This window comes from Pseudomonas sp. S09G 359 (assembly GCF_002843605.1).
Classification (GTDB): Bacteria; Pseudomonadota; Gammaproteobacteria; order Pseudomonadales; family Pseudomonadaceae; genus Aquipseudomonas.
Genome location: NZ_CP025263.1, coordinates 6,718,450 through 6,736,788, shown reverse-complemented (window position 1 = coordinate 6,736,788; position 18,339 = coordinate 6,718,450). Strand labels below are relative to the sequence as shown.

Sequence of the window (18,339 nt, the reverse complement as noted above, 5' to 3'; positions counted from 1 at the left end):
GCTCTGGTCGGTTCTTTGGGCTAGTTTCGACGACGAAGACGCCTGATCACGGCACAAACTCCACTTTTAGCCCCCGACTCGTGCTGCGCCCCTGATCATCACTGACCCGCAACCGGTATTCCCCCGACTTGCCCGGCCGCCAATTCAGCGTGGTTTGCGGCGGGCCCTGGCCGATCAGGGTCTGGTCGGCGAACCAGTACAGGGTCGCTGCATCGCTGGCGGCGTTGGCATTCAGTGGGATGCTTTCCTGGGGCTGGGACAGGCGCAACTGGTAGCTCACCTGGGTCAGGGGCGAGCGGATCTGCGGCGCTTCGCTTTGGTCGCTGATGCGGTTGGGCTGGCAGTTTTTCATCACGCTGGGCGGTGTGCGCCGCGGCAGGCCGGCGGCGCGGTACAGGCGTTGGATGTCGCTGGGCCAGAACTCGAAGACTTCTTCGCGGGTGTATTGCGCCTCGAACGGCGGGCACGCAGCCTTGCCGGTGCGGGTGTCGATCAGCACCGGGCGGTGCAGGTTGGACACGCGAATCGGTGAGACGCCAGGGATGTACCAGGTCTTGCGGGTTTGCGGGCACCAGCGGTTGGGCAGCTCACCGGAGGCGGCGCAGACGTCGATGCGCACCAGCCCGGCGGGCGGCTTGTCGGGCTTGATCAGCACATTGGGCAGGGCCAGGGGAAGGGCGTCGGCGATACGGAAGAACAGCGGCGCGGCGGTCTTGGCGCCGATAAACGCCGGGTTCGGCCGCCCATCGAAGTTGCCCACCCACACCACCAACACATACGGGCCCACCAGGCCTGCACTCCAGGCATCGTGAAAGCCCCAGGAGGTGCCGGTTTTCCAGGCGGTGCGCCAATGGCGGCCGGGCAAGCCATCCGGGCGCGGATTGCGGCGCAGCATGTCGCGCACCATAAACGCGGCTTGGGGCGTCAGCAGTTGCGCACCGGTGGTTTGCGGTTGCTCCTGCAGATAGCGCAGCGGGCGCAGGTGCCCGTCGCCGGCCAGCATCACATACAGCCGCGCCAGTTCCTCCGGGGTCATCTCGCCACCGCCGAGGGCCAGGGCCAGGCCGTAATGGCTCTCGTCGCGCAGGCCTTTGATGCCGGCCCGTTGCAACAGGCCGTACAGCGATGGTGATTTGACCTGGCTGGCCAGCCATACCGCCGGGATATTACGGCTACGGATCAGGGCATCCCGCGCCGTCAGAGGCCCGACAAAACTGCCGTCGAAATTTTCCGGCTGGAAGTAGCCGAAGTTACTGGGCAGGTCCTTGAGGATGCTCATGGGGTGGATCACCCCCTGATCCAGCGCCAGCCCATACAGGAATGGCTTGAGGGTCGACCCCGGCGAGCGCCGCGCCAGCACGCCGTTGACCTGGCCGTGCAGGCTTGTGGATAAGTAATCCGCGGAGCCCACCAGGGCTTTCACGCTCTGGTCGCGGCTGTCGATCAGGATCGCCGTGGCGTTTTCCACACCCGTGCTGCGGCGCTCGGCGATAAAGCCGTTGATCAAGCGCTCGAGCAATTGCTGCAGTGGCAGGTTGAGAGTGCTGTTCAACTCATTGCCGGGCTGGGACGCCAGCAGTTGCTCGCTCAGGTGTGGCGCTAGAAACGGGATCTGCTGGCGGTTGCGCGCTTCCAGGGGCAGGTTGAGCAAACTGTCGTTGCGTGGGTCCTGTGGATAAGTCTCGCGCCAATCGGCCATCAAGCGCAGCCGCGCATTTTGCAGCGCCGGCCCAAAGCGCGCCCGCCGCCCCGGCTGCTGTGGGATCACGGCCAACGCCAGGGCTTCGGACAAGGATAATTGCGCCGCCGACTTACCGAAGTAAATGCGGCTGGCGGCCTCGGCGCCTTCGATATTGCCGCCCATGGGCGCCAGGTTCAGGTAGGCCTCCAGGATGTCGTGCTTGCTGTAGCGCGCCTCCAGCCACAGCGCCAAGGCCATCTGCTGCAATTTGCCGGGCACTTGGCGGGTGTTCAGGTCCCACAGGCGCCGCGCCAGTTGCATGCTCAAGGTCGAGCCGCCCTGGCGCTGGCCGCCGCTGTAGGTGGCGAGTGCCGCGCGTAGCAATGCCGGAGGATTTACTCCCGGGTGCCAGTAGAAATTGCGGTCCTCCTTGAGCAGCAAGGCCTCGACCAGTGAAGGAGAAATCCGCTCCAGAGGTAGCCAGAGTCGGTATTGGCCGTCATCCGCCAGCGTCATGCGTAGCAGCGAGCCGTCGTCGGCCAGCACCACCCTTGAAGACGTTACCGCCTGTTCCAGCGGGGCATGCGGCCATAGCCGCAATCCCGCCAGCAGAACCGCCGCTACCAGCAGCGGCGGCGTTAGGCGTTTAAGGCTTGGTAATTTCAAGCTGGCCTACTTTGCCGCGCCCTTGCAGGGTGGTTTCGTACATACCTTCGGCGTAGGCCGGTGGCGTATTGAAGGTCCCTGCGTTGGTGGCGCGCACGCGGTACACGAAAGTGCCTACGTCGCGCAGCGCAGTGCCGTACAACACCACCCGGTCATCACGTACATCCACGTACTCCGGCTGCCAGTTGCTCAGTTCGGTTTCGCCGATCGGCGCCTGCCAGGTGTCGGCCTCTTCGTCGCTGGCTTCGACGTACTCGGATTCTTCACCTTCACTTTCCTCGGAACTGGCGGCTTCCGGCTCCGGCGGCAAGTTATACACAGGCTCGACGCCACCTGGCAGCAGGTCGACCACGGCCACTTGCTGCACCTGGTCACGGTCGGTGGCACGCAGGCGCAGGCGCACCAGGAACTCGTCGCCCACCGCCACTTTGCTCACCGGCTCGCCCTTGAGGTCGAGGTATTCGTGAATGATTTCCAGGCCATTGGTGATCGGCTTGAGCTTGGCGCCCTTGTCGAAACCGGCTTCGCTGAGCATGTAAAACGCCGCTGGGCCGTCGGATTTTTCCATCACCAGCTTCTGCGTGGCGCCTGGTACGGCGGCGCGTGGCGGCTGGCCGGCCATTTCCAGCAGTTGTTGCTGCTTGTCGCCCAGCCAGGCGGTGGCTTTTAGGGTCATGTCGCTCTGTGCACGCTGGCCGTAGTTGTCCAGGGCGCGCAGTAACAGGGCGGCCGACAGCGAGTTGTAGCGTTGCTCGTTGAGGCGCTTGCCGAGCTTATCCAGCAAGGCCACCGGCACGTCGTCCAGCAGCTCGGGGAAGTGCCGCGCCAGCAGGTGCAGGTGTTCGGCATCGTGCACCAGCGGGTCGTAATACAGGCCGTCGCTGTCCCACTTATCCACAAGCGAACGCCATGGAACCTTGCGGAACAGCGTATCCGCCTGGCGATCCTGCTTGAGCAGCTTGTAGCTGGCGGCCAGGTATGCGGCGCCAATGTCGTTCTGCCAACTGTCCTTGAAGTAGCTTTCGTAGCGCTCGCGGATATCACTTAAGGCACCGCTCACCAGAATCCCCTGACGGCTCAGCAGGTAACTGGCGTAGGCACGGTTGCGTAATTCCGACAGGCCTTCGCTCGGGCCGTTGGCCAGGTCTGTCAGATAAGCGTTCGAGCGCACTAACACGTCTTCCGGCACTGGCAGCCCGCGTTCCTTGGCTTCGATCAGGAAGTCGGTGGCGTACAGGCTGGCATACGGCGCCACGTCCGGGTTGGCCGCCCACAAACCGAAGCCGCCGGCCTGGTTCTGACGCTGACGGAGCATGCGTACGGCGCTGTTGAAGGCTTGCTCGGCCGCAGGTTCCGTACCACCCCAGATCAACGCCGGCATGGCCTTGGACACCAACTGCTCGGTGCATGCATAGCCGTAGTCATCCAGGTAATGCTTGAGGCCGTTGGCCCATACCAGCGGCGAAGCGGCGACGCCCAGTTGCACGTCGCGCAGTTGGGTGAACAGTTCGCGCGTGGGTTTCAGCTCTTTGCTGGCGCTGTCGAAGCGGCCCAGGCTCAAGGCTACGCGGTGCTCGCTGAGCGGGCGGATCGAGGTGGTTTCCGCCACCTGGATGCGTTTGCCATCCGGCAATACCGCTACAAAACGCAGGTCTGCCGAACCCAGGGTTTCGCCCACCTTGATCTTGAACTCGGCGGTGCCTTCCTTGCGCGGTTGCAGGGACAAGGTGCTGCCCTTGTCGCCTTGCACCACCAGGCCAGCGCTGGTCTGTACCTCAAACTTCACATCCGCCGCCGCGTCGAGGTTGCTGAACACGCCCGCGCTTACGTTGAACACATCCCCCGGCGCCACAAAGGCCGGCACGTTTGGCGTGATTACAATCGGCCCGCGCACCTCAGTGTTGGCCTCACTGACCCCCACGCTGTCGGTGTCCACCGCCACGGCAAACAGATGCAGCTTGCCGTTGAAGCTGTCCGGCACCTGGTAATGCAGCACGGTTTCGCCGGCCGGCAAGTCCACCAGCCCGGACCACCAGGCTACCGGCGGCTGATGTTTACGCTTGAACGGGTTGAGGTGGTTGGCCAGGGCGCCTTCGGTATCGCCACCGGGCGCTGCCCCACTGAGCAGGCGGCTGAATTCCGGCAGGATCAGGTCAAGGATCTGACTGGTGCCGACTTCCAGCGCGCGCTTCTGGAAGAAGAAGCCCAACGGGTCCGGCGTCTGGTAGCGCGCCACTTGCAGAATGCCTTCATCCACCGCGTAGACCACTGCGCGGCCCGGGCGGTCGGCGTTCACCTTGATATCCAGCGTCTGCCCCGGCTCGATCTTCGCCGGGCCTTCGACCTTGAGCGCCATGCGCCGTGCATCCAGGTTGATGCTGAACGGCACCACGCCGTAGGACAGCGGGCTCATGTAGACCTCGGCCGAACCCATATCCCGTACGAACTGCACGTTGACGTAGGCATTGCCCTCAAGCCCTGCGGGCACGCGGATATGTTGCACGCTGTTGGTGCTGTCGGCCTTGAACCATTGCTGGGTATACACCTTGTCGCGTTCGATGGTGATCAAGCCGGCGCCGGTGTAGGGCGCGCGGATGCTGATCGCGATCTCGTCGCCAGTGGCGTAGCTGCGTTTATCCAGGCGCAGTTGCAACTCGGCATTACGCTCCAGGGAGCGCGAGGTGTTGCCCCGTCCGGCCACGCTGTAGTCGATCTGGCTGAGCAGGTTGCCGTTGGCATCCTTGAGTTGCAGGGTGTAATCCCCCGGCGTACCGGTGTTCAGGGCCTGCTTGGCGCCTTTCTCTGTCATCACCAGCGGTGCGGCCGGCTGGCTGATGTTCTTGATGCGCGACTCGTATTTGTAGGTGCCGTTGGATTGCTTCACCAGCACCGACACATAACGGTGTTCGACCACCTCGCTGGTCAGGCCGTCGACCGCCAGCGGCGTCAGGTCCGGCGCGACGGCCAGCCATTGCACCTGACGCGGCGCGTCCTTGGCGACGTACGACAGCGAATCCTGACTTTTCACACCCACCAGGTAGGGCGCGGACGACACCAGCAGGGCACTTTGCGCCGCCACATTGCGGCCACCCTCGGCCTCGAACACTTGGGTTGCCACTTGCAGGCGATAGGTACTGTTGGCGAAGCGTTGCAGGTTGAGGTCGAGGACCGCCTGGCCGTTATCGTCCACGGTGGTTTCGGCGAGGTCTTCGGTGCTGGCGTCTTCCAGGGCGTCATTGAGGCGGAAACGGTAATCCGGGTAGCGGTCGAAGGCCGCGAGCGTCGGGCTCAGGGACATTTTCGCGGTCACGCGCCGGCCAGATGCCGGGGCGCCGAACAGGTGCATCGCGGTGACTTTTGCCACTACTTGGTCCGGTGCAATCCAACCCAACACGGGTGTGTCGTGCAGGCTCAGGCTGACTTTCATGCGGTCCGGTTCAAAGTCGCGGACCTTGAAGCTCACGCTGCCCAGGTCGGTGCGGGTCTGCTTCTGGCCAATCAACTGCAGGGTCGCGGTGTATTCCCCGGCGGGGGCGACTTCGCTGCTGGGGAAATCAAAGGTTTCAAACCCGCTGGCGGACAGTTTCAGCGGCTGGCGGATTACCTCCAGGCCACGCGGGTCGGTGATTTGCAGCTCCACCGGCAGGCCTCGCAGGGCGCCTTTCCAGTTGCCGCTGCGCACGATCATGCCCAGGTGCGCGGTTTCGCCGGGTCGGTACAGGCCGCGGTCGGTAAACAGGTAGGCGCTGAGGCGATCAATCGCACCGTCTTCTTCCAGACCGCCTACGTCGAAGCGCGACAAATCCAACTGCTGAGACTGGCGTGCGATCGGCAGGAATGACTGGTCATTACCGCGCGTAACCACATACATCAGCGGCGTTTTCTCACGGCGCAGTTCATCCAGCTTGGCGAAATGCACATGGCCTTCGCCATCGGTACGGCCACTGCTGACCGGCAGGCCGTTGCGGCCAATGATGTCGACTTGCGCGTCGGCTACCGGCGAACCGTTGCCGATGGACTGCACATACACATCATGGCTGCCGTCGCTGGAACGCTTGGCGATGATGCCCAGGTCCGTCACTACGATAAAACGCAGGTCGCTGGTGCTGCTGCGGTCGTACTCGAACGTACGCTGGGCCGTGTCATCCTGCGGGCTGAGCTTGAGTACGAAAATACCGCGTCGGCCGCCGTTGGCGGTGAGGTAGTGGCTGAGGTCCACGTTGTCGTAGACGGTTTTGGCCGGGTCATTGGACGACAGTGGAATGTCCAGTGACTGACGCTCGACCATGCGATCGAAATATTCGTTGCCGAAGTTGGGGCGGGCGAAGCTGCCGCTGCTCTGGTCCACCAGGTGTTGCAGCTGGTTGGGCAGCAGGCGGGCGATTTCCACGTGGGCGCCGGGCACGCCACGGGCCATGAAACCCAGGCGTTTTTCGCCATTGAGGCTGAGCAAGGCGCCGTCGGACAGGAACTGCAAGGTGCGTGGGTAAGCCGGCATGCTCAGCAGCGAGGCCGTAGGATTCTTCGCCAAATAGCCGCCGATGGCTTCCAGGTTGGCCGGCACCCTTACATACAGCGCGCGACCCGCAGGGGCCTTGAATTTGAAGGCGTGCAGGGTGTTCAGCGGTTCGACGCTGGGCACGTGGGTCAGGCTGATTTTGCTGCTGCGGGCGAGCAATGCATCGTCGATATCGTTGCTGCTGTAGGGGCGGGTATCGTCCTGGGCTTTTTCCGGCAGCAGCCAAGCCTGGACCTTACCGGCGATGGTGTCATCGGCCACGGCGCTGGAGCTGCTGAACATCAGCACGGGCTCCGGCTCACCGCGTTCGTTATCCACAAAGCTGACTTCGGCGCCAGTGAATGTCAGGCGGTAGCGGCCGGGCACGGTGACTTCGGCCACCAGCGGCGCGGTGCTGGCGTTGCCGCCGTCGCGGGCCTTGATGCCTTCGTCCAGCTTGGCGCTGACCGGCGTGCTTTCCAGCGGGGTGGCCAGGGCGGCAGAACGTACGTAGGCGTTGAGCTTGGTGTCGTCGAAGGTGATTTCCGGGCGGTTAGGCAACTGGGCGTCGCGATAGGCCAGGCCTTTGCCGAGGGTGACGGACACGCGCTTGCGTAGGCTTTCTTCATCTACAGGGTGGGAAAACCGGAATGTGGCTACCAGCTGTTTCAGCGTGGGGTTGGACGGGTCTTGGTACAGCTCGTTTTGCGCCAACGTGGCGCGGAACGGCTGGGTAGAAAATTGAGTGGTGTATTGGTCCAGCAGTACGCCGTCGGCCAGCAGGTTTTTCTTGGCCAGGTCGAGGCTGTAATGGGCGTCTACCGGCCAGTCTTTTTCCGGCACGAACAGCAAGGTGCGGTCATCGGACCAGCGCCAGGTGCCTGCCACCTCGGGTTTGAGGGTGATGCCTTCAGTCACTGGCTTGCCGATGGCCGCCAGCGGAGCCACGGATTCGGCAAAGCGTACCTGCAAGTTATCCACAACCGGCGGTTGCTGGGTGTAGTTGGTCAGGTTGGGCTTGTGCAGCGAATAGCTCGCGGTGTGCGGCTGCGGCAGGTTGGAATACCAGTGCCAGCCGTAAAAACCGGCGGCGGCGAGCAGTACCAGGCCCAGTACGCCGGCACCGGTCTGGCGCGGATAAGCACGCGCCTTGTTGCCCAGGTTCGCCAGGCCACGGCCGATGGCGCGCAGCCAGAACGGCGGCTGCCATTGGCCGAAAACGGCGCCCACCACAGTCAATAACGCACCGACAATACGGCGGCTGATCGCTTTGAACGAATCGAACATGGTGAGCATCCCTGGCTAAGTGCGGCGTATCTTACAGCGTCTTTGATACAAAAGATGTGGGAGGGGGCTTGCTCCCGACGGCGGTGTGTCAGCCACTGAATGTTGTGACTGATGCACCGCTATCGGGGGCAAGCCCCCTCCCACTTTTGATTTTCATTTTGCTCGAGGTCGGTAGTGTCACGTCCACCAGTAGCGCACGAGGTGGAAGAAGATTGGCGCGGCAAAACACACCGAATCCAGGCGGTCGAGCATGCCGCCGTGCCCTTCGATCATATGGCCCCAGTCCTTCACGCCGCGGTCGCGCTTGATGGCTGACATCACGATGCCGCCGGCAAACCCGAGCAGGTTGATCAACAGCGCGATCAAGAACGACTGCCACGGGTTGAATGGCGTGGTCCACCACAGCGCCGCGCCGATCAGGGAGGAGAGCAGAATGCCGCCGACAAAGCCTTCCACGGTTTTCGACGGCGACAGGTTGGGCGCGATCTTATGTTTGCCGAACAGCTTGCCGCACACGTACTGCAACACGTCCGAGAGTTGCACCACGATCACCAGGTAGGCGATCAGCAGCAGGTTGCGGCCTTCGTAGCCGGGGATGTCGAGGGTCAGCAGCGCAGGCACGAAGGACACGCAGAACACCGCGATCATCAGCCCCCATTGCACTTTCGAGGCCCGCTCGAGGAAGTGGGTGCTGTCGCCACCGAGGCTGGCGAGGATCGGCAGCAGCAAGAACACGTACACCGGGATAAAGATCGAGAACAGCCCGTACCAGTCCGCATAGATCAGCAGGTACTGCAGCGGCAGGGCCAGGTAGAACGCGGCTACCAGCGCCGGGTAGTCGCTGCGGCGGGTGGGCGTGAGGGTGAGGAATTCGCGCAGGGCGTAGAACGACACGGCGTAGAACAACAGGATCACCGCGCCGGTGCCGAGCCAGAAGGCGATGCCGATCACCACCACCATCACCCACCAGGCGTTGATGCGCGCGTTGAGGTTGTCGATCACCGTATTCGGCGTACCACGGGTGCGCAGCTTGAGGATCAGGCCGATCAGCGAGGCCAGTATCAGGATCGCGCCGATCCCGCCGAACAACATCAGGGTTTGGCTAGCCATCTCAGGAATGCTCCGGGGCAAGGGCGAGCAGGGCGTCGCGGGTGCGGGCGAGGAACGCGGCTTTGTCTTCACCGTCCCCCAATTGCAGCGGCGCGCCGAAGCTGGTGGTGCACAACAAAGGCAGCGGCAGTACGCGGCCCTTGGGCATGACCCGGTTGAGGTTGGCGATCCACACGGGGATCAATTCGGCCTGTGGGTAACTTTTCGCGAGGTGGTACAAGCCGCTTTTGAACGGCAGCAGGCCGTCCTCCAGATTACGTGTGCCTTCGGGGAAGATGATCAGTGAGTCGCCGCCTTCCAGGGCCGCCAACATGGGCTGCAAGGGGTTATCCACAGGCTCTTTGCGCTCGCGGTCGATCAGCACGCCATTGAACACACGGTTGATGATGTAGCGGCGCAACGCGCTTTTGTTCCAGTAATCACTGCCGGCCACCGGGCGGGTGAATTTGCGCAGGTTCTGCGGCAACGATGCCCACAGCAGCACGAAGTCGCCGTGGCTGCTGTGGTTGGCGAAGTAGATGCGTTGCACCGGCACCGGCGCGCAGCCCAGCCACAGGCTGCGGGCGCCGGTGACGGTGCGGGCCATGGAGGTTATCAATGTGGCGACCACGGGTTCGAACATGGGGTTTCCTTATCCGGCGAAAGGCAGCCAAGGGCTGGCGAGAATCACGCCCAGGGTCAGCAGCGCTTGCGCGCCCAGCAACCAGGCTTGTTTGCGCAGCAGTTTGAGCGCGCCGCGACGGCGCTCGGTCCACGGCCGCCCGGCACGCTTGGGTGATTGCAGGCCAAGGGTTTGCAGGGCCTGGTCGAGGTCCGTGGTGCGGTCGATGTCGCGGGCGAGCAGGGCAAACAGGTCGGCATCGAACGCCACGCGCAGCGCCCAGTACTTTTGCAGCAACCCGAGGATAATCATCCACAGGCTGAGCAGCAGGCAGATCGTTGAAATACTCGCCATCAGCAATTGGGCGAGGCCGAACACCACGCCGGCCACGGTCAGGCCTGTGGATAACTGATCCAGCGAACGGCCACGGCGCAGCAGGCTGGCAACTACCTGGAGTTCCATATCAGCGGGCATGGGGCAAACCCTCCAACGCTTCACGGTGTGCGGGGTGCAGGACCACGTCGGCCCGCGCTGTACGAATGATAGTCAGCGCCTGCTCAACCGTCGTGGCGCGCCCGGTATGCAGCAGCCACGCGGCGAAGGCGGTGGCGCTGCGTGAGTAGCCGAGGGCGCAGCACACCAGCAAGGGGCCGCTGGCGCGCAGGCGTTCGATAGCCTCGGCAGCTTGCTGGCATTCGGCAGGGGTGGGGGCAATCAGGTCCAGCACCGGTACACATTGATAGGCACGGGCCTGTGGATTAATCGGCAGTTCGGCACACAGATCGACGATGGCCTTGAATGAATCCTGCTCTTTCGATGTGGGAATCCGCCCGAGCCAAACGTTATCCACAATTAAGTCTGCTTGCGGATGTTTACGCGTCCACAGCCGTGAGTTGATCCACGCCGCGGCCAGGTAAGGCGCATACAACCAGCGTGCCGCCGGTGTAAGTCGGCCATCGGCACGCTTCTGAAAGCCCGTCGCGCCGAGCACCAAGTAATTCGCCTTGATCAAGCCCAGGGACACCGCCGGCCACAGCAGCCACAGCCACCAGCCACGCAAGCTGAATGCCAGGACGACCAGCGCTAGCGCGCCCAGGCCATAGCGCACACCCAGGCGCCAACGCTGCCGATCCCGAGTCAGCCGCGCATTCAGTAGCGGGCTTGGATGCTCCGTCGGCCAAAGCCACACGCAAATCCAGCCGGCGAGGGCGCCTGTGGGTAAGTCGATAAAGTGATGTTGATAAGTGGTCAGCACCGAAATCCCGATCAGCCCGAACCAGCCATGCACCACCCAGCGCCACACCCCTTGGGTATGCCGCTGGTACATGACCCACAGGATCACCAGCAGCGCGATATGCAGCGACGGCGCCTGGTTGAACGGTTTGTCGAAGCCCGCCAACACGGCGAACAGCCAGCCGAACACGCCATCCAGCTCCGGCCGCTCGAAGGTGAAGCGCAGGGGCCAGAGCAGGAAGCAACTCACGGCAATCAACTGGGCGCTCAACAGGCGCAGGGCGTGTTGTTTCAGCTCATGGCGGCTATTGGGCAGCAGTAGCGAGAAACCGTAGAGCAGGTCGATGGACCAGTAGGGCACGATGGTCCACGCCAGGAACGGCATATGGGTTTCCCAGTCGAACACCAGGGTGCCGACGTCGCTGCGCTGGCTGGTGACCCAGGTGGCAAAGCCGTAGGTGCTGAAAAACAGCGGCGCCAACAGCAGCAGCCACAGGCAGGCGGGTTTCAGTAGACCGGGTTCGCGCATGCTCAGATCTTCTGCGCCAGGGACACGGTAAAGATGCCCCACTCATCCACGCGCTGGGTGATTTTGCGAAAGCCTGCGGCCTCCACCGACTGATCCATTTCCGCCTGGCTGCGACGGCGCATCACCCAGGCCTGGCCCTGGCGATGGCTGGTCAGCGCGCGGGCGATAAGCTCCAGCTGCGGGTGCCACGGCTGGCCGGTATAGACCAGGTAACCGCCCGGTTCCACGGCTTCGGCCAGGCCGGCCAGCGAACCGCCGACCATGCCGTTGTCGGCAAACAACTCGTACAGCCCGGATACCACGGCCAGCGTCGGCTTAGGGTTGAGTGCCGCCAAATCCAAGCGGTCAAAGGCGTCGCCTTTGACGAACTGCGCAATATCCCCCAGGCCTTTCTCGCGAATCAGCGCGCCACCGTCGCGTACGTTGATATCGCTGTAGTCGCGCAGCAGGATCGATTCCGGCAACGGCGACACACCCTGCAAGGCTTCCAGAATGTAGCGGCCATGGCCGGCAGCGATATCCACGATGCGCACTTCACGGTCATCCGCGCGCAATTTGGCCATGGCCAGGCGCAGCAGTTCTTCGACGTTCAGTTTGCGCTGGCGAATGCCACGCCAGCCGATGGAGTTGAGGTAGTTGGTGTCGATCATCCGCCCCAGCCCGCCTTTGCCGGTGGGCTTGTTGCGGTACACGTAGTCGAGGGTGCTGCCGGAGTCGAAACCGGTGTCGAAGCCCAGCTTTACGCCGTCCGACAGGTTCTTGCCCAGGCCCATGCTGGCGCGGGTCATGCGCCAGTAGAGGTCGCGCAGTGAGTTACGTGGCAGCGGCGCGGCGAGGGATTCGGACTCGGCGCAAGTGGCGCCCAATTTGTCGGCGTCCAGCAGCGAGGCGCGGTCCAGCGGGTGCGCAAAGTTTTGCAGGATAAAGCGCCGGGCACTGCTCACGGCCACCGCGCGGTCGCGTTCGCCGAGGGTATCGTGGAAGAAGCCGGGGAGGATGTGCAGCTCTTTTTTCAGGCTGCCGAGGCGGTCGAAAAATTGCTGCTGGGGTTTGCGATGCACCACAAAGTCGGAGCCGGAGACCAGCAACTGGGTCGGCACCTGAATCGCCTGGGCATCGGCTACAACGCGGTCGGCGGCTTCGTACAGACCCAGCAGCACGTTCACCGAGATGGCTTTGGTGATCAGCGGGTCGCTGTCGTAGGACGCCACGCGCTCCGGGTCATGGCTGAGGAACTTGGCCTTGACGTAACTGTTGACGAAAAAGTTGCCGCGAAATTTGCGCATCAGCGCCAGGCCCGGGCGGGCGAAGGGCACGTAGAGCTTGACCTTGAACGCCGGGGAGGCGAGCACCAGCGCGCGGATTTTCGGCGCGTAGTCATGCACCCAGGTGGCCGCGACCACCGCACCGACGCTTTGGGCAATGACAGCGAAGTTTTCTTCTTCAATGCCATAGGTGGCGCCGATATGGTCGCAAAAGGTCTGCACGTCGCGGGCGCTGGTGGCGAAACTTGGGCTGTCGCCGCGCTCGCCAGGCGATTGGCCATGGCCACGGGCGTCCCAGGCGAAAAAGTCGAAACCCGGCAGGTTCAGCTCATCGACCAGGTGGGCGATGCGCCCCGAATGCTCGTGGCCGCGATGGAACAGCACGATGGCCTTGCGCGGCTCGCCCTGTGTGGGCGCGCTGGCTGGCCAGTGGCGGTAGAAAAGCTCGACGCCATCATGGGTACTGAAGGTGTGTGCTTGCTGTTCGCGCATCGCAAAATCCTTATGCAGAAGGGGAAGTGGTTTCTTTCAGGCCTTGGCGTACGCGGTTGACCAGGGTGTAGGCAAGCAGGGCGGCGACCAGCCACATCACCGTGTCGACCCAGCCGGCGCCGAGCCAGCCGAGTGCCACACCGGTGGCGAGCACGCCGAGTACGAACGCACGGTCACTCTTGCCCATCGGCCCGTCATAGCGGCGCGAAGCACCCACCATCGGCCCCAGCACACCGGCGTATTCGCTGAACACCGCCAGCAAGGCCACCAGCAGCACCGGCGCCAGGCTCACGCCGGGGATCAGCGCGAATGGCAGGATCAACGCGCTGTCGGCAATCACGTCGCACAGTTCATTGAGGTAGGCGCCCAGGCGCGACTGTTGGCCGAATTCACGGGCGAGCATGCCGTCGATGGCATTGAGGGCCATGCGCAGGATCATCCACAGCGGGATCAGCGCAAACAGCCACCGGTGCTCGGCAAAACTGGCGATCAACAGGCCGACCAACAGCGAAACCACGCCGGCCAGCACGGTGATCTGGTTGGCGGTGGTGCCGTTGTCGTAGAGGCGCTGCACCAGGGGGCGCAGCAGGTTCTGAAAACGCGGTTTGAGCTGATAGATCGAAATCATGGGGGGTGACGCTTCCTTGTCCGTGAACCCGCGAAAAACTGGTTTGGAGTGTGCCGATTATTTGGGGGCTGCACCAGTGATGGCGCGTGTTTATGGGGGTTTAGTCACGGTCTGCTGTTGGACGAACAAAGAACGGAGCGGGCCGAGTTGTTTGTAACCACGTAGCGGCTGCCCTTTTTCGCTGTCTCACGTCTTATCTAGTCGTGGTCTCTGTTGATCAACGAAAAGACTAGGGTTTTGACCAGCATGGAAGATGTGTATTGAAAGGAGACTTTAATATTGGGATAGATGATCTGATCCATTGGATAGGTATCAAAGCCACCCAGCACGGTATTCAATGGCAGCTTGGTCAGCCCTTGTGATTCCAAGGGGACGCCCAAAGCAGCACGGACTTCAGACTGGGACGCGACTGATCCAAAAGGTTCTGGAAGCTCGTCGTTGTATTCTGTTGTGCCCTCCACTGTAGAACGTAGCGTAATGAAGAGCCGTTCGTAGCGCTTCGTTTGCGCCCAAAAACTTAACTCCAGACCATTCCCTGGTTTTTTCAAGGTCAACCAGTCGCGTCCTTGATACAACTCGGTAAGTGGCAGATCTGGAATTACGCCTTCGGAGACTAACTCCACGTAGAAACGCCCCAAGTTTCTGATCCAGCGTTCAATAGTTACGGCGTCCATCAGTACCACCCCTGTTCTTTGTTGAGATTGTGTAATTGCTCACGAGCAGCCTCAATGTCGACCTCAGAAAAGCCCTCCTCAAGCAATCCGCGCTTAATGGCATCGAAGTTACTATTCACGGCAGTGCGCAAGTCAGTAGCATCTTGGGTCTGTTTGGCCTTGGTATTCCGCCCCCCATACGTCTCACTGTATTTCTGATGAACTCTCGTTGGAATTGCAATGCTGGCCGCGTGGCTTAAAAAGTTCTGAATGTCTTCATCTCCTAAATCCTCGATACGACGCTTCAATGCCAACTCCAACGCTTTCTGTGCTGGAATGTGATCGATATCCAAGCCGTCCTTACGACTCCGGCTCATCAAATCTAATGCCTGCCCAACCTCCAACGGATTAACCATCGGCTTGGCAAACACCAAATACAACGGCGCCACACCCGAGTCAGCAGGAAACGTAATGATCGTATCCTGCCAGGTAATATCCTCAGGATCCCGCCCCGGGTAATGCGTAATCCTCGTATCCTGCCCCGGCGCAATCGGGTGAACCAGCAGGTTATCCAACCGCTTCGGCGTGCCTGGATAAGGGCTTGGCGCGCTGACCACCGGCCCATTGTTCGGCGTCCAGGTAATGCTGATGCCGTCCAGCACCGCCACCATCGCGCTCTTGTCGGCATTCCATCGAGCCCGGGTAACGGGCACACGATCCATACCGCTGTCAGGCCGGGTATGGATGCCATAAACCTGCACCTCGCCGTTCTCATCCTGACGAAACTGGAAACGCACCCGTGTACTGGCCGACTGCATGCCCGCCAGTTGCTCCGGGGTGTATAGCGTCGAGTCGCCGATATCCCTGGGCATAAAGGCCAGCAGCACGACGTTGACCGCCGCGCTTGCCCCGGCTAGCCCGCGTACTGCCCAGTTGCCTAACTCGCTGCCGAGGGTTCCGGCGACACGCCCCACCGTACCTGCGGTGCCCGTCGAAGCTAGCAGAGCCGTGGCGCCGAAGTGGGCGGCGCGCTCGGGTGCGGTGCCCGCTGCGGTAGAGCCGGTGGGCACCGAGACGCAGGACTTGGCGAAGACACAGGGGCTGATCGGCCTGCTGGTTGCCGCAGGTGCGGAGAAATTTGCTGGGGGCAGGGGAGTCGCTTGCGGTGCCATCCGAGGAGCAGGGTTCGATCGCTGCTGTTGCTCGAACTGCTGCCACATGATGCTCTGGTTGGCGATCAACTGTGGCGGCGGTTTGCATTCACACCGGCACAAATCGCCCTCTAACGCTGTCTGGCGGCCCAACCAGGTCTGATGCAAATGCGGCCCGACACAAACGATAACCCCACGGGTGCCGCAGGCTGGGCAAATGACCGGGTCGCCTTCCCGGGCCACCAGCTTGCCGTCGATTGTGGCGCCGGGAGTGGTGGCGACGACTTTACCTCCAGCCGTTGTTTTCGCGTCGTGGGTGATGTTGTAGCGCCTCATAGGTGGGTGCCTTCCATATCACTTCCTTTTTTAGCGTGCAGAAAGACTCAAACACCGTCGTGTTAATTGAGTGATGCCGGTGGGAGAGCGCCTGAATGGCGTGGGGGCGGATGGTGCTGAATCGCGCAGTACCGAACAACTGACCGTTCGGCTAGGTAGCTGATTTTTCGAGAACACAGAATATTTTCAGGGCCGTTAGAAGGTGCGGTAGTTAAGAGTTCTGCCCTCACCAAACAAAAATTTCACGCTGCGTGTTATATCGTAACTAATTGTGTGCGGACGGGCGTTGAGTGGATGCAATTGGATCTGGAAGCTGACGGCGCCTCGGTTGAGGGCCTCGCGCGTTTTCAACAAGGGGTGTTCCATGCACGCCGGTTGCGGCAAGCCGGGATCAGCCTGACGGTGCTGGCGGTTGCGGGTTGGGTGCTGGCGCTGTTTGTTGCACTGTTTGCGCCGCTGTCGGTCTGGCCCGTGGTGTTGATCAACTGTGCGTGCGCGTTGCTGGTGTTGGTGGCCGGGTTGCAGTCGGCGTGGTGGGTGGCCGACTGGCGCGCCCAGGCGCTGGAAGAACCGGCGGCTGAGTTGCCGGGTGAAGACGCGGGCCGCTACGCACGTGCGCTGGGCCGCGTTGTCGGGCAGATTGGCGCGCCGGTGCTGTGGCTCGCGGGGTGGTCGCTGCTGGCGCTGGTCAGCATTATCGAGTTCTGGAACCTGGCCTTGCCGGCTGCGGCGGTCGGTCAATCCGCCAGCATCGGCGCTGCGCTGGGCTTGGCCCTGGCGTTTGGCTTGCTGGTGTTCGAGCGTCGCCTGGCCCAGGAAACTGCTGCGCAATGGCCGGAAGCTGGGCAACTGGCGCAGTTGAGCCGGGTGGCGATTGTGTGCCTGGTGATCAGTGCGATTTGCCTGCTGTTTGCGGGCGCGGAGTCGGTCTGGCCGCTGCGCCTGGCGACACTGGTTGGTCTGTTGCCAGCGCTGGTGGCGCTGGAGTTTTTATTAAGGGCCGTGCTGTCGCTGTTCAGCCCACGCCAGCCACGCCTCGAACCGCGGTTGATGGCGCAGAGTTTTATCGCCGACCTGCTGCGCTGGCCACCCCAACCCCTGCTCGCCTTGCAGCATGAATTGCACAACCGCTTCGGCATCGACCTGCGCCAGATCTGGGCTTTTACCTACATGCGCCGGGCGTTTTTGCCCGTGTTGCTGGTGGTGCTGGCCGTCGGCTGGGCGCTGACCGGCGTGCACGAAGTACCCCTGCAAGCTCGTGGGATTTATGAGCGCTTTGGCAAACCCGTGGAAGTCTTTGGCCCGGGCCTGCATGCCGGGTTGCCGTGGCCGCTGGGCCGTGTGATCAGCGTGGAAAATGGCGTGGTACACGAACTGGCCACCAGCGTCAGCGAGGCTGCAAAACCTGACCTGGCGCCCGCCGAAGGCCCGCCGCCCGCGATTGCCAATCGACTCTGGGACGCCAGCCATGTCAACGACAAATCCCAGGTGATCGCCAGCAGCAGCGGCGACAAGCAGAGCTTCCAGATCGTCAATATGGATGTGCGGTTCGTCTACCGCATCGGCCTCACTGACCGGGCCGCGCTGGCCGCCACCTATAACAGCGCGGATGTGCCGACCCTGATCCGCAGCACTGCCAGCCGCATTCTGGTGCACGATTTTGCCTCGCGTACCCTGGATGAATTGCTCGGCGAACAACGCACGCGTCTGGCCGACGAAATCGGCCGCGCGGTGCAAGCCGATCTGCACAAACTCGACAGCGGCGTGGAAATCCTCGCCACCGTGGTGGAAGCCATCCACCCGCCGGCCGGTGCCGCCAACGCCTACCACGGTGTGCAAGCGGCACAGATCGGCGCCCAGGCGTTGATCTCCCGCGAGCGCGGCGCCGCCGGTGAACAGACGAACCAGGCCTTGCTGCAAGCCAGCACCGCCCGCGACCAGGCGTTGGCCACCGCCCGTGAGGTGAGTGCCGGCGCCCAGGCCGCCGACCTGCGTTTTGCCGCCGAGCAAAAAGCCTATGCCAGCGCTGGTCGCGCCTTCGTGCTGGAGCAGTACCTGGGCCAACTCAGCCAGGGCCTGGCCCACGCCAAGCTGCTGATTCTGGATCACCGCCTGGGCGCCGATGGCGCACCGACGATCGATCTGCGTTCTTTTACCTTGCCGGCCGATCCCTCGGTGCCGCGTAAAGCCGTTCAATAAGGAGTCTGTC

At 62.6% G+C, this 18,339-nt stretch carries 11 protein-coding genes; 1 reads left to right on the top strand and 10 read right to left on the bottom strand.

The genetic code is table 11. The annotated features are described in order from the left end of the window. Positions 1–46: 46 nt before the first annotated feature. From pbpC to CXQ82_RS30995, 10 genes are all read right to left on the bottom strand, one after another. A complete protein-coding gene (gene pbpC, locus CXQ82_RS31040) occupies positions 47–2,347 on the bottom strand; it encodes a penicillin-binding protein 1C (protein WP_101273693.1) in 2,301 nt (766 codons plus the stop codon). Then, the gene (locus tag CXQ82_RS31035; protein ID WP_101273891.1) at positions 2,328–8,132 is read right to left on the bottom strand and encodes an alpha-2-macroglobulin; all 5,805 of its coding nucleotides are present in this window, start codon (positions 8,130–8,132) and stop codon (positions 2,328–2,330) included. Before CXQ82_RS31035 ends, pbpC begins: the two co-directional genes overlap by 20 nt. Before the next feature lie 177 nt (positions 8,133–8,309). Further along, positions 8,310–9,242 (bottom strand): phosphatidate cytidylyltransferase, encoded by a 933-nt coding sequence (locus CXQ82_RS31030; RefSeq protein ID WP_101273692.1) that lies wholly within the window; start codon positions 9,240–9,242, stop codon positions 8,310–8,312. A gap of 1 nt (position 9,243) precedes the next feature. Continuing rightward, positions 9,244–9,864, bottom strand: a complete 621-nt coding sequence (locus tag CXQ82_RS31025; RefSeq protein WP_101273691.1) for a 1-acyl-sn-glycerol-3-phosphate acyltransferase — start codon at positions 9,862–9,864, stop codon at positions 9,244–9,246. A gap of 9 nt (positions 9,865–9,873) precedes the next feature. Continuing rightward, on the bottom strand, positions 9,874–10,317 hold the full coding sequence (locus CXQ82_RS31020) for a hypothetical protein (protein WP_101273690.1): 444 nt from the start codon (positions 10,315–10,317) through the stop codon (positions 9,874–9,876). Next, complete coding sequence (locus CXQ82_RS31015; protein ID WP_101273689.1) at positions 10,307–11,605, bottom strand: phosphatase PAP2/dual specificity phosphatase family protein; 1,299 nt, start codon at positions 11,603–11,605, stop codon at positions 10,307–10,309. The genes CXQ82_RS31020 and CXQ82_RS31015 overlap by 11 nt, the downstream gene beginning before the upstream one ends. Positions 11,606–11,607: 2 nt before the next feature. Beyond that, complete coding sequence (locus CXQ82_RS31010) at positions 11,608–13,362, bottom strand: bifunctional alpha/beta hydrolase/class I SAM-dependent methyltransferase (RefSeq protein WP_101273688.1); 1,755 nt, start codon at positions 13,360–13,362, stop codon at positions 11,608–11,610. 10 nt (positions 13,363–13,372) lie between these two features. Continuing rightward, positions 13,373–13,990 carry a CDP-alcohol phosphatidyltransferase family protein gene (locus tag CXQ82_RS31005; RefSeq protein WP_101273687.1) on the bottom strand — a complete coding sequence of 206 codons (618 nt, stop codon included), beginning with the start codon at positions 13,988–13,990 and terminating at the stop codon, positions 13,373–13,375. A gap of 197 nt (positions 13,991–14,187) precedes the next feature. Further along, positions 14,188–14,664: a DUF6392 family protein gene (locus CXQ82_RS31000; RefSeq protein ID WP_241088999.1), complete on the bottom strand. Its 477-nt coding sequence runs from the start codon at positions 14,662–14,664 to the stop codon at positions 14,188–14,190. Then, the gene (locus CXQ82_RS30995) at positions 14,664–16,130 is read right to left on the bottom strand and encodes an S-type pyocin domain-containing protein (RefSeq protein ID WP_101273685.1); all 1,467 of its coding nucleotides are present in this window, start codon (positions 16,128–16,130) and stop codon (positions 14,664–14,666) included. The genes CXQ82_RS31000 and CXQ82_RS30995 overlap by 1 nt, the downstream gene beginning before the upstream one ends. Before the next feature lie 294 nt (positions 16,131–16,424). On the opposite strand from CXQ82_RS30995, the gene hflK reads away from it, so the two are divergent. After that, complete coding sequence (hflK, locus tag CXQ82_RS30990) at positions 16,425–18,329, top strand: protease modulator HflK (RefSeq protein WP_101273684.1); 1,905 nt, start codon at positions 16,425–16,427, stop codon at positions 18,327–18,329. Positions 18,330–18,339: the final 10 nt, after the last annotated feature.

What these genes read in the sequence shown, in the direction of transcription:
- CXQ82_RS31025 (WP_101273691.1), bottom strand. Translation starts at nt 9,864, where the DNA reads ATGTTCGAACCCGTGGTCGCCACATTGATAACCTCCATGGCCCGCACC.
- CXQ82_RS31020 (WP_101273690.1), bottom strand. Translation starts at nt 10,317, where the DNA reads ATGCCCGCTGATATGGAACTCCAGGTAGTTGCCAGCCTGCTGCGCCGT.
- CXQ82_RS31030 (WP_101273692.1), bottom strand. Translation starts at nt 9,242, where the DNA reads ATGGCTAGCCAAACCCTGATGTTGTTCGGCGGGATCGGCGCGATCCTG.
- CXQ82_RS31015 (WP_101273689.1), bottom strand. Translation starts at nt 11,605, where the DNA reads ATGCGCGAACCCGGTCTACTGAAACCCGCCTGCCTGTGGCTGCTGCTG.
- CXQ82_RS31000 (WP_241088999.1), bottom strand. Translation starts at nt 14,664, where the DNA reads ATGGACGCCGTAACTATTGAACGCTGGATCAGAAACTTGGGGCGTTTC.
- CXQ82_RS31005 (WP_101273687.1), bottom strand. Translation starts at nt 13,990, where the DNA reads ATGATTTCGATCTATCAGCTCAAACCGCGTTTTCAGAACCTGCTGCGC.
- CXQ82_RS30995 (WP_101273685.1), bottom strand. Translation starts at nt 16,130, where the DNA reads ATGAGGCGCTACAACATCACCCACGACGCGAAAACAACGGCTGGAGGT.
- CXQ82_RS31035 (WP_101273891.1), bottom strand. Translation starts at nt 8,132, where the DNA reads ATGTTCGATTCGTTCAAAGCGATCAGCCGCCGTATTGTCGGTGCGTTA.
- CXQ82_RS31010 (WP_101273688.1), bottom strand. Translation starts at nt 13,362, where the DNA reads ATGCGCGAACAGCAAGCACACACCTTCAGTACCCATGATGGCGTCGAG.
- hflK (WP_101273684.1), top strand. Translation starts at nt 16,425, where the DNA reads ATGCAATTGGATCTGGAAGCTGACGGCGCCTCGGTTGAGGGCCTCGCG.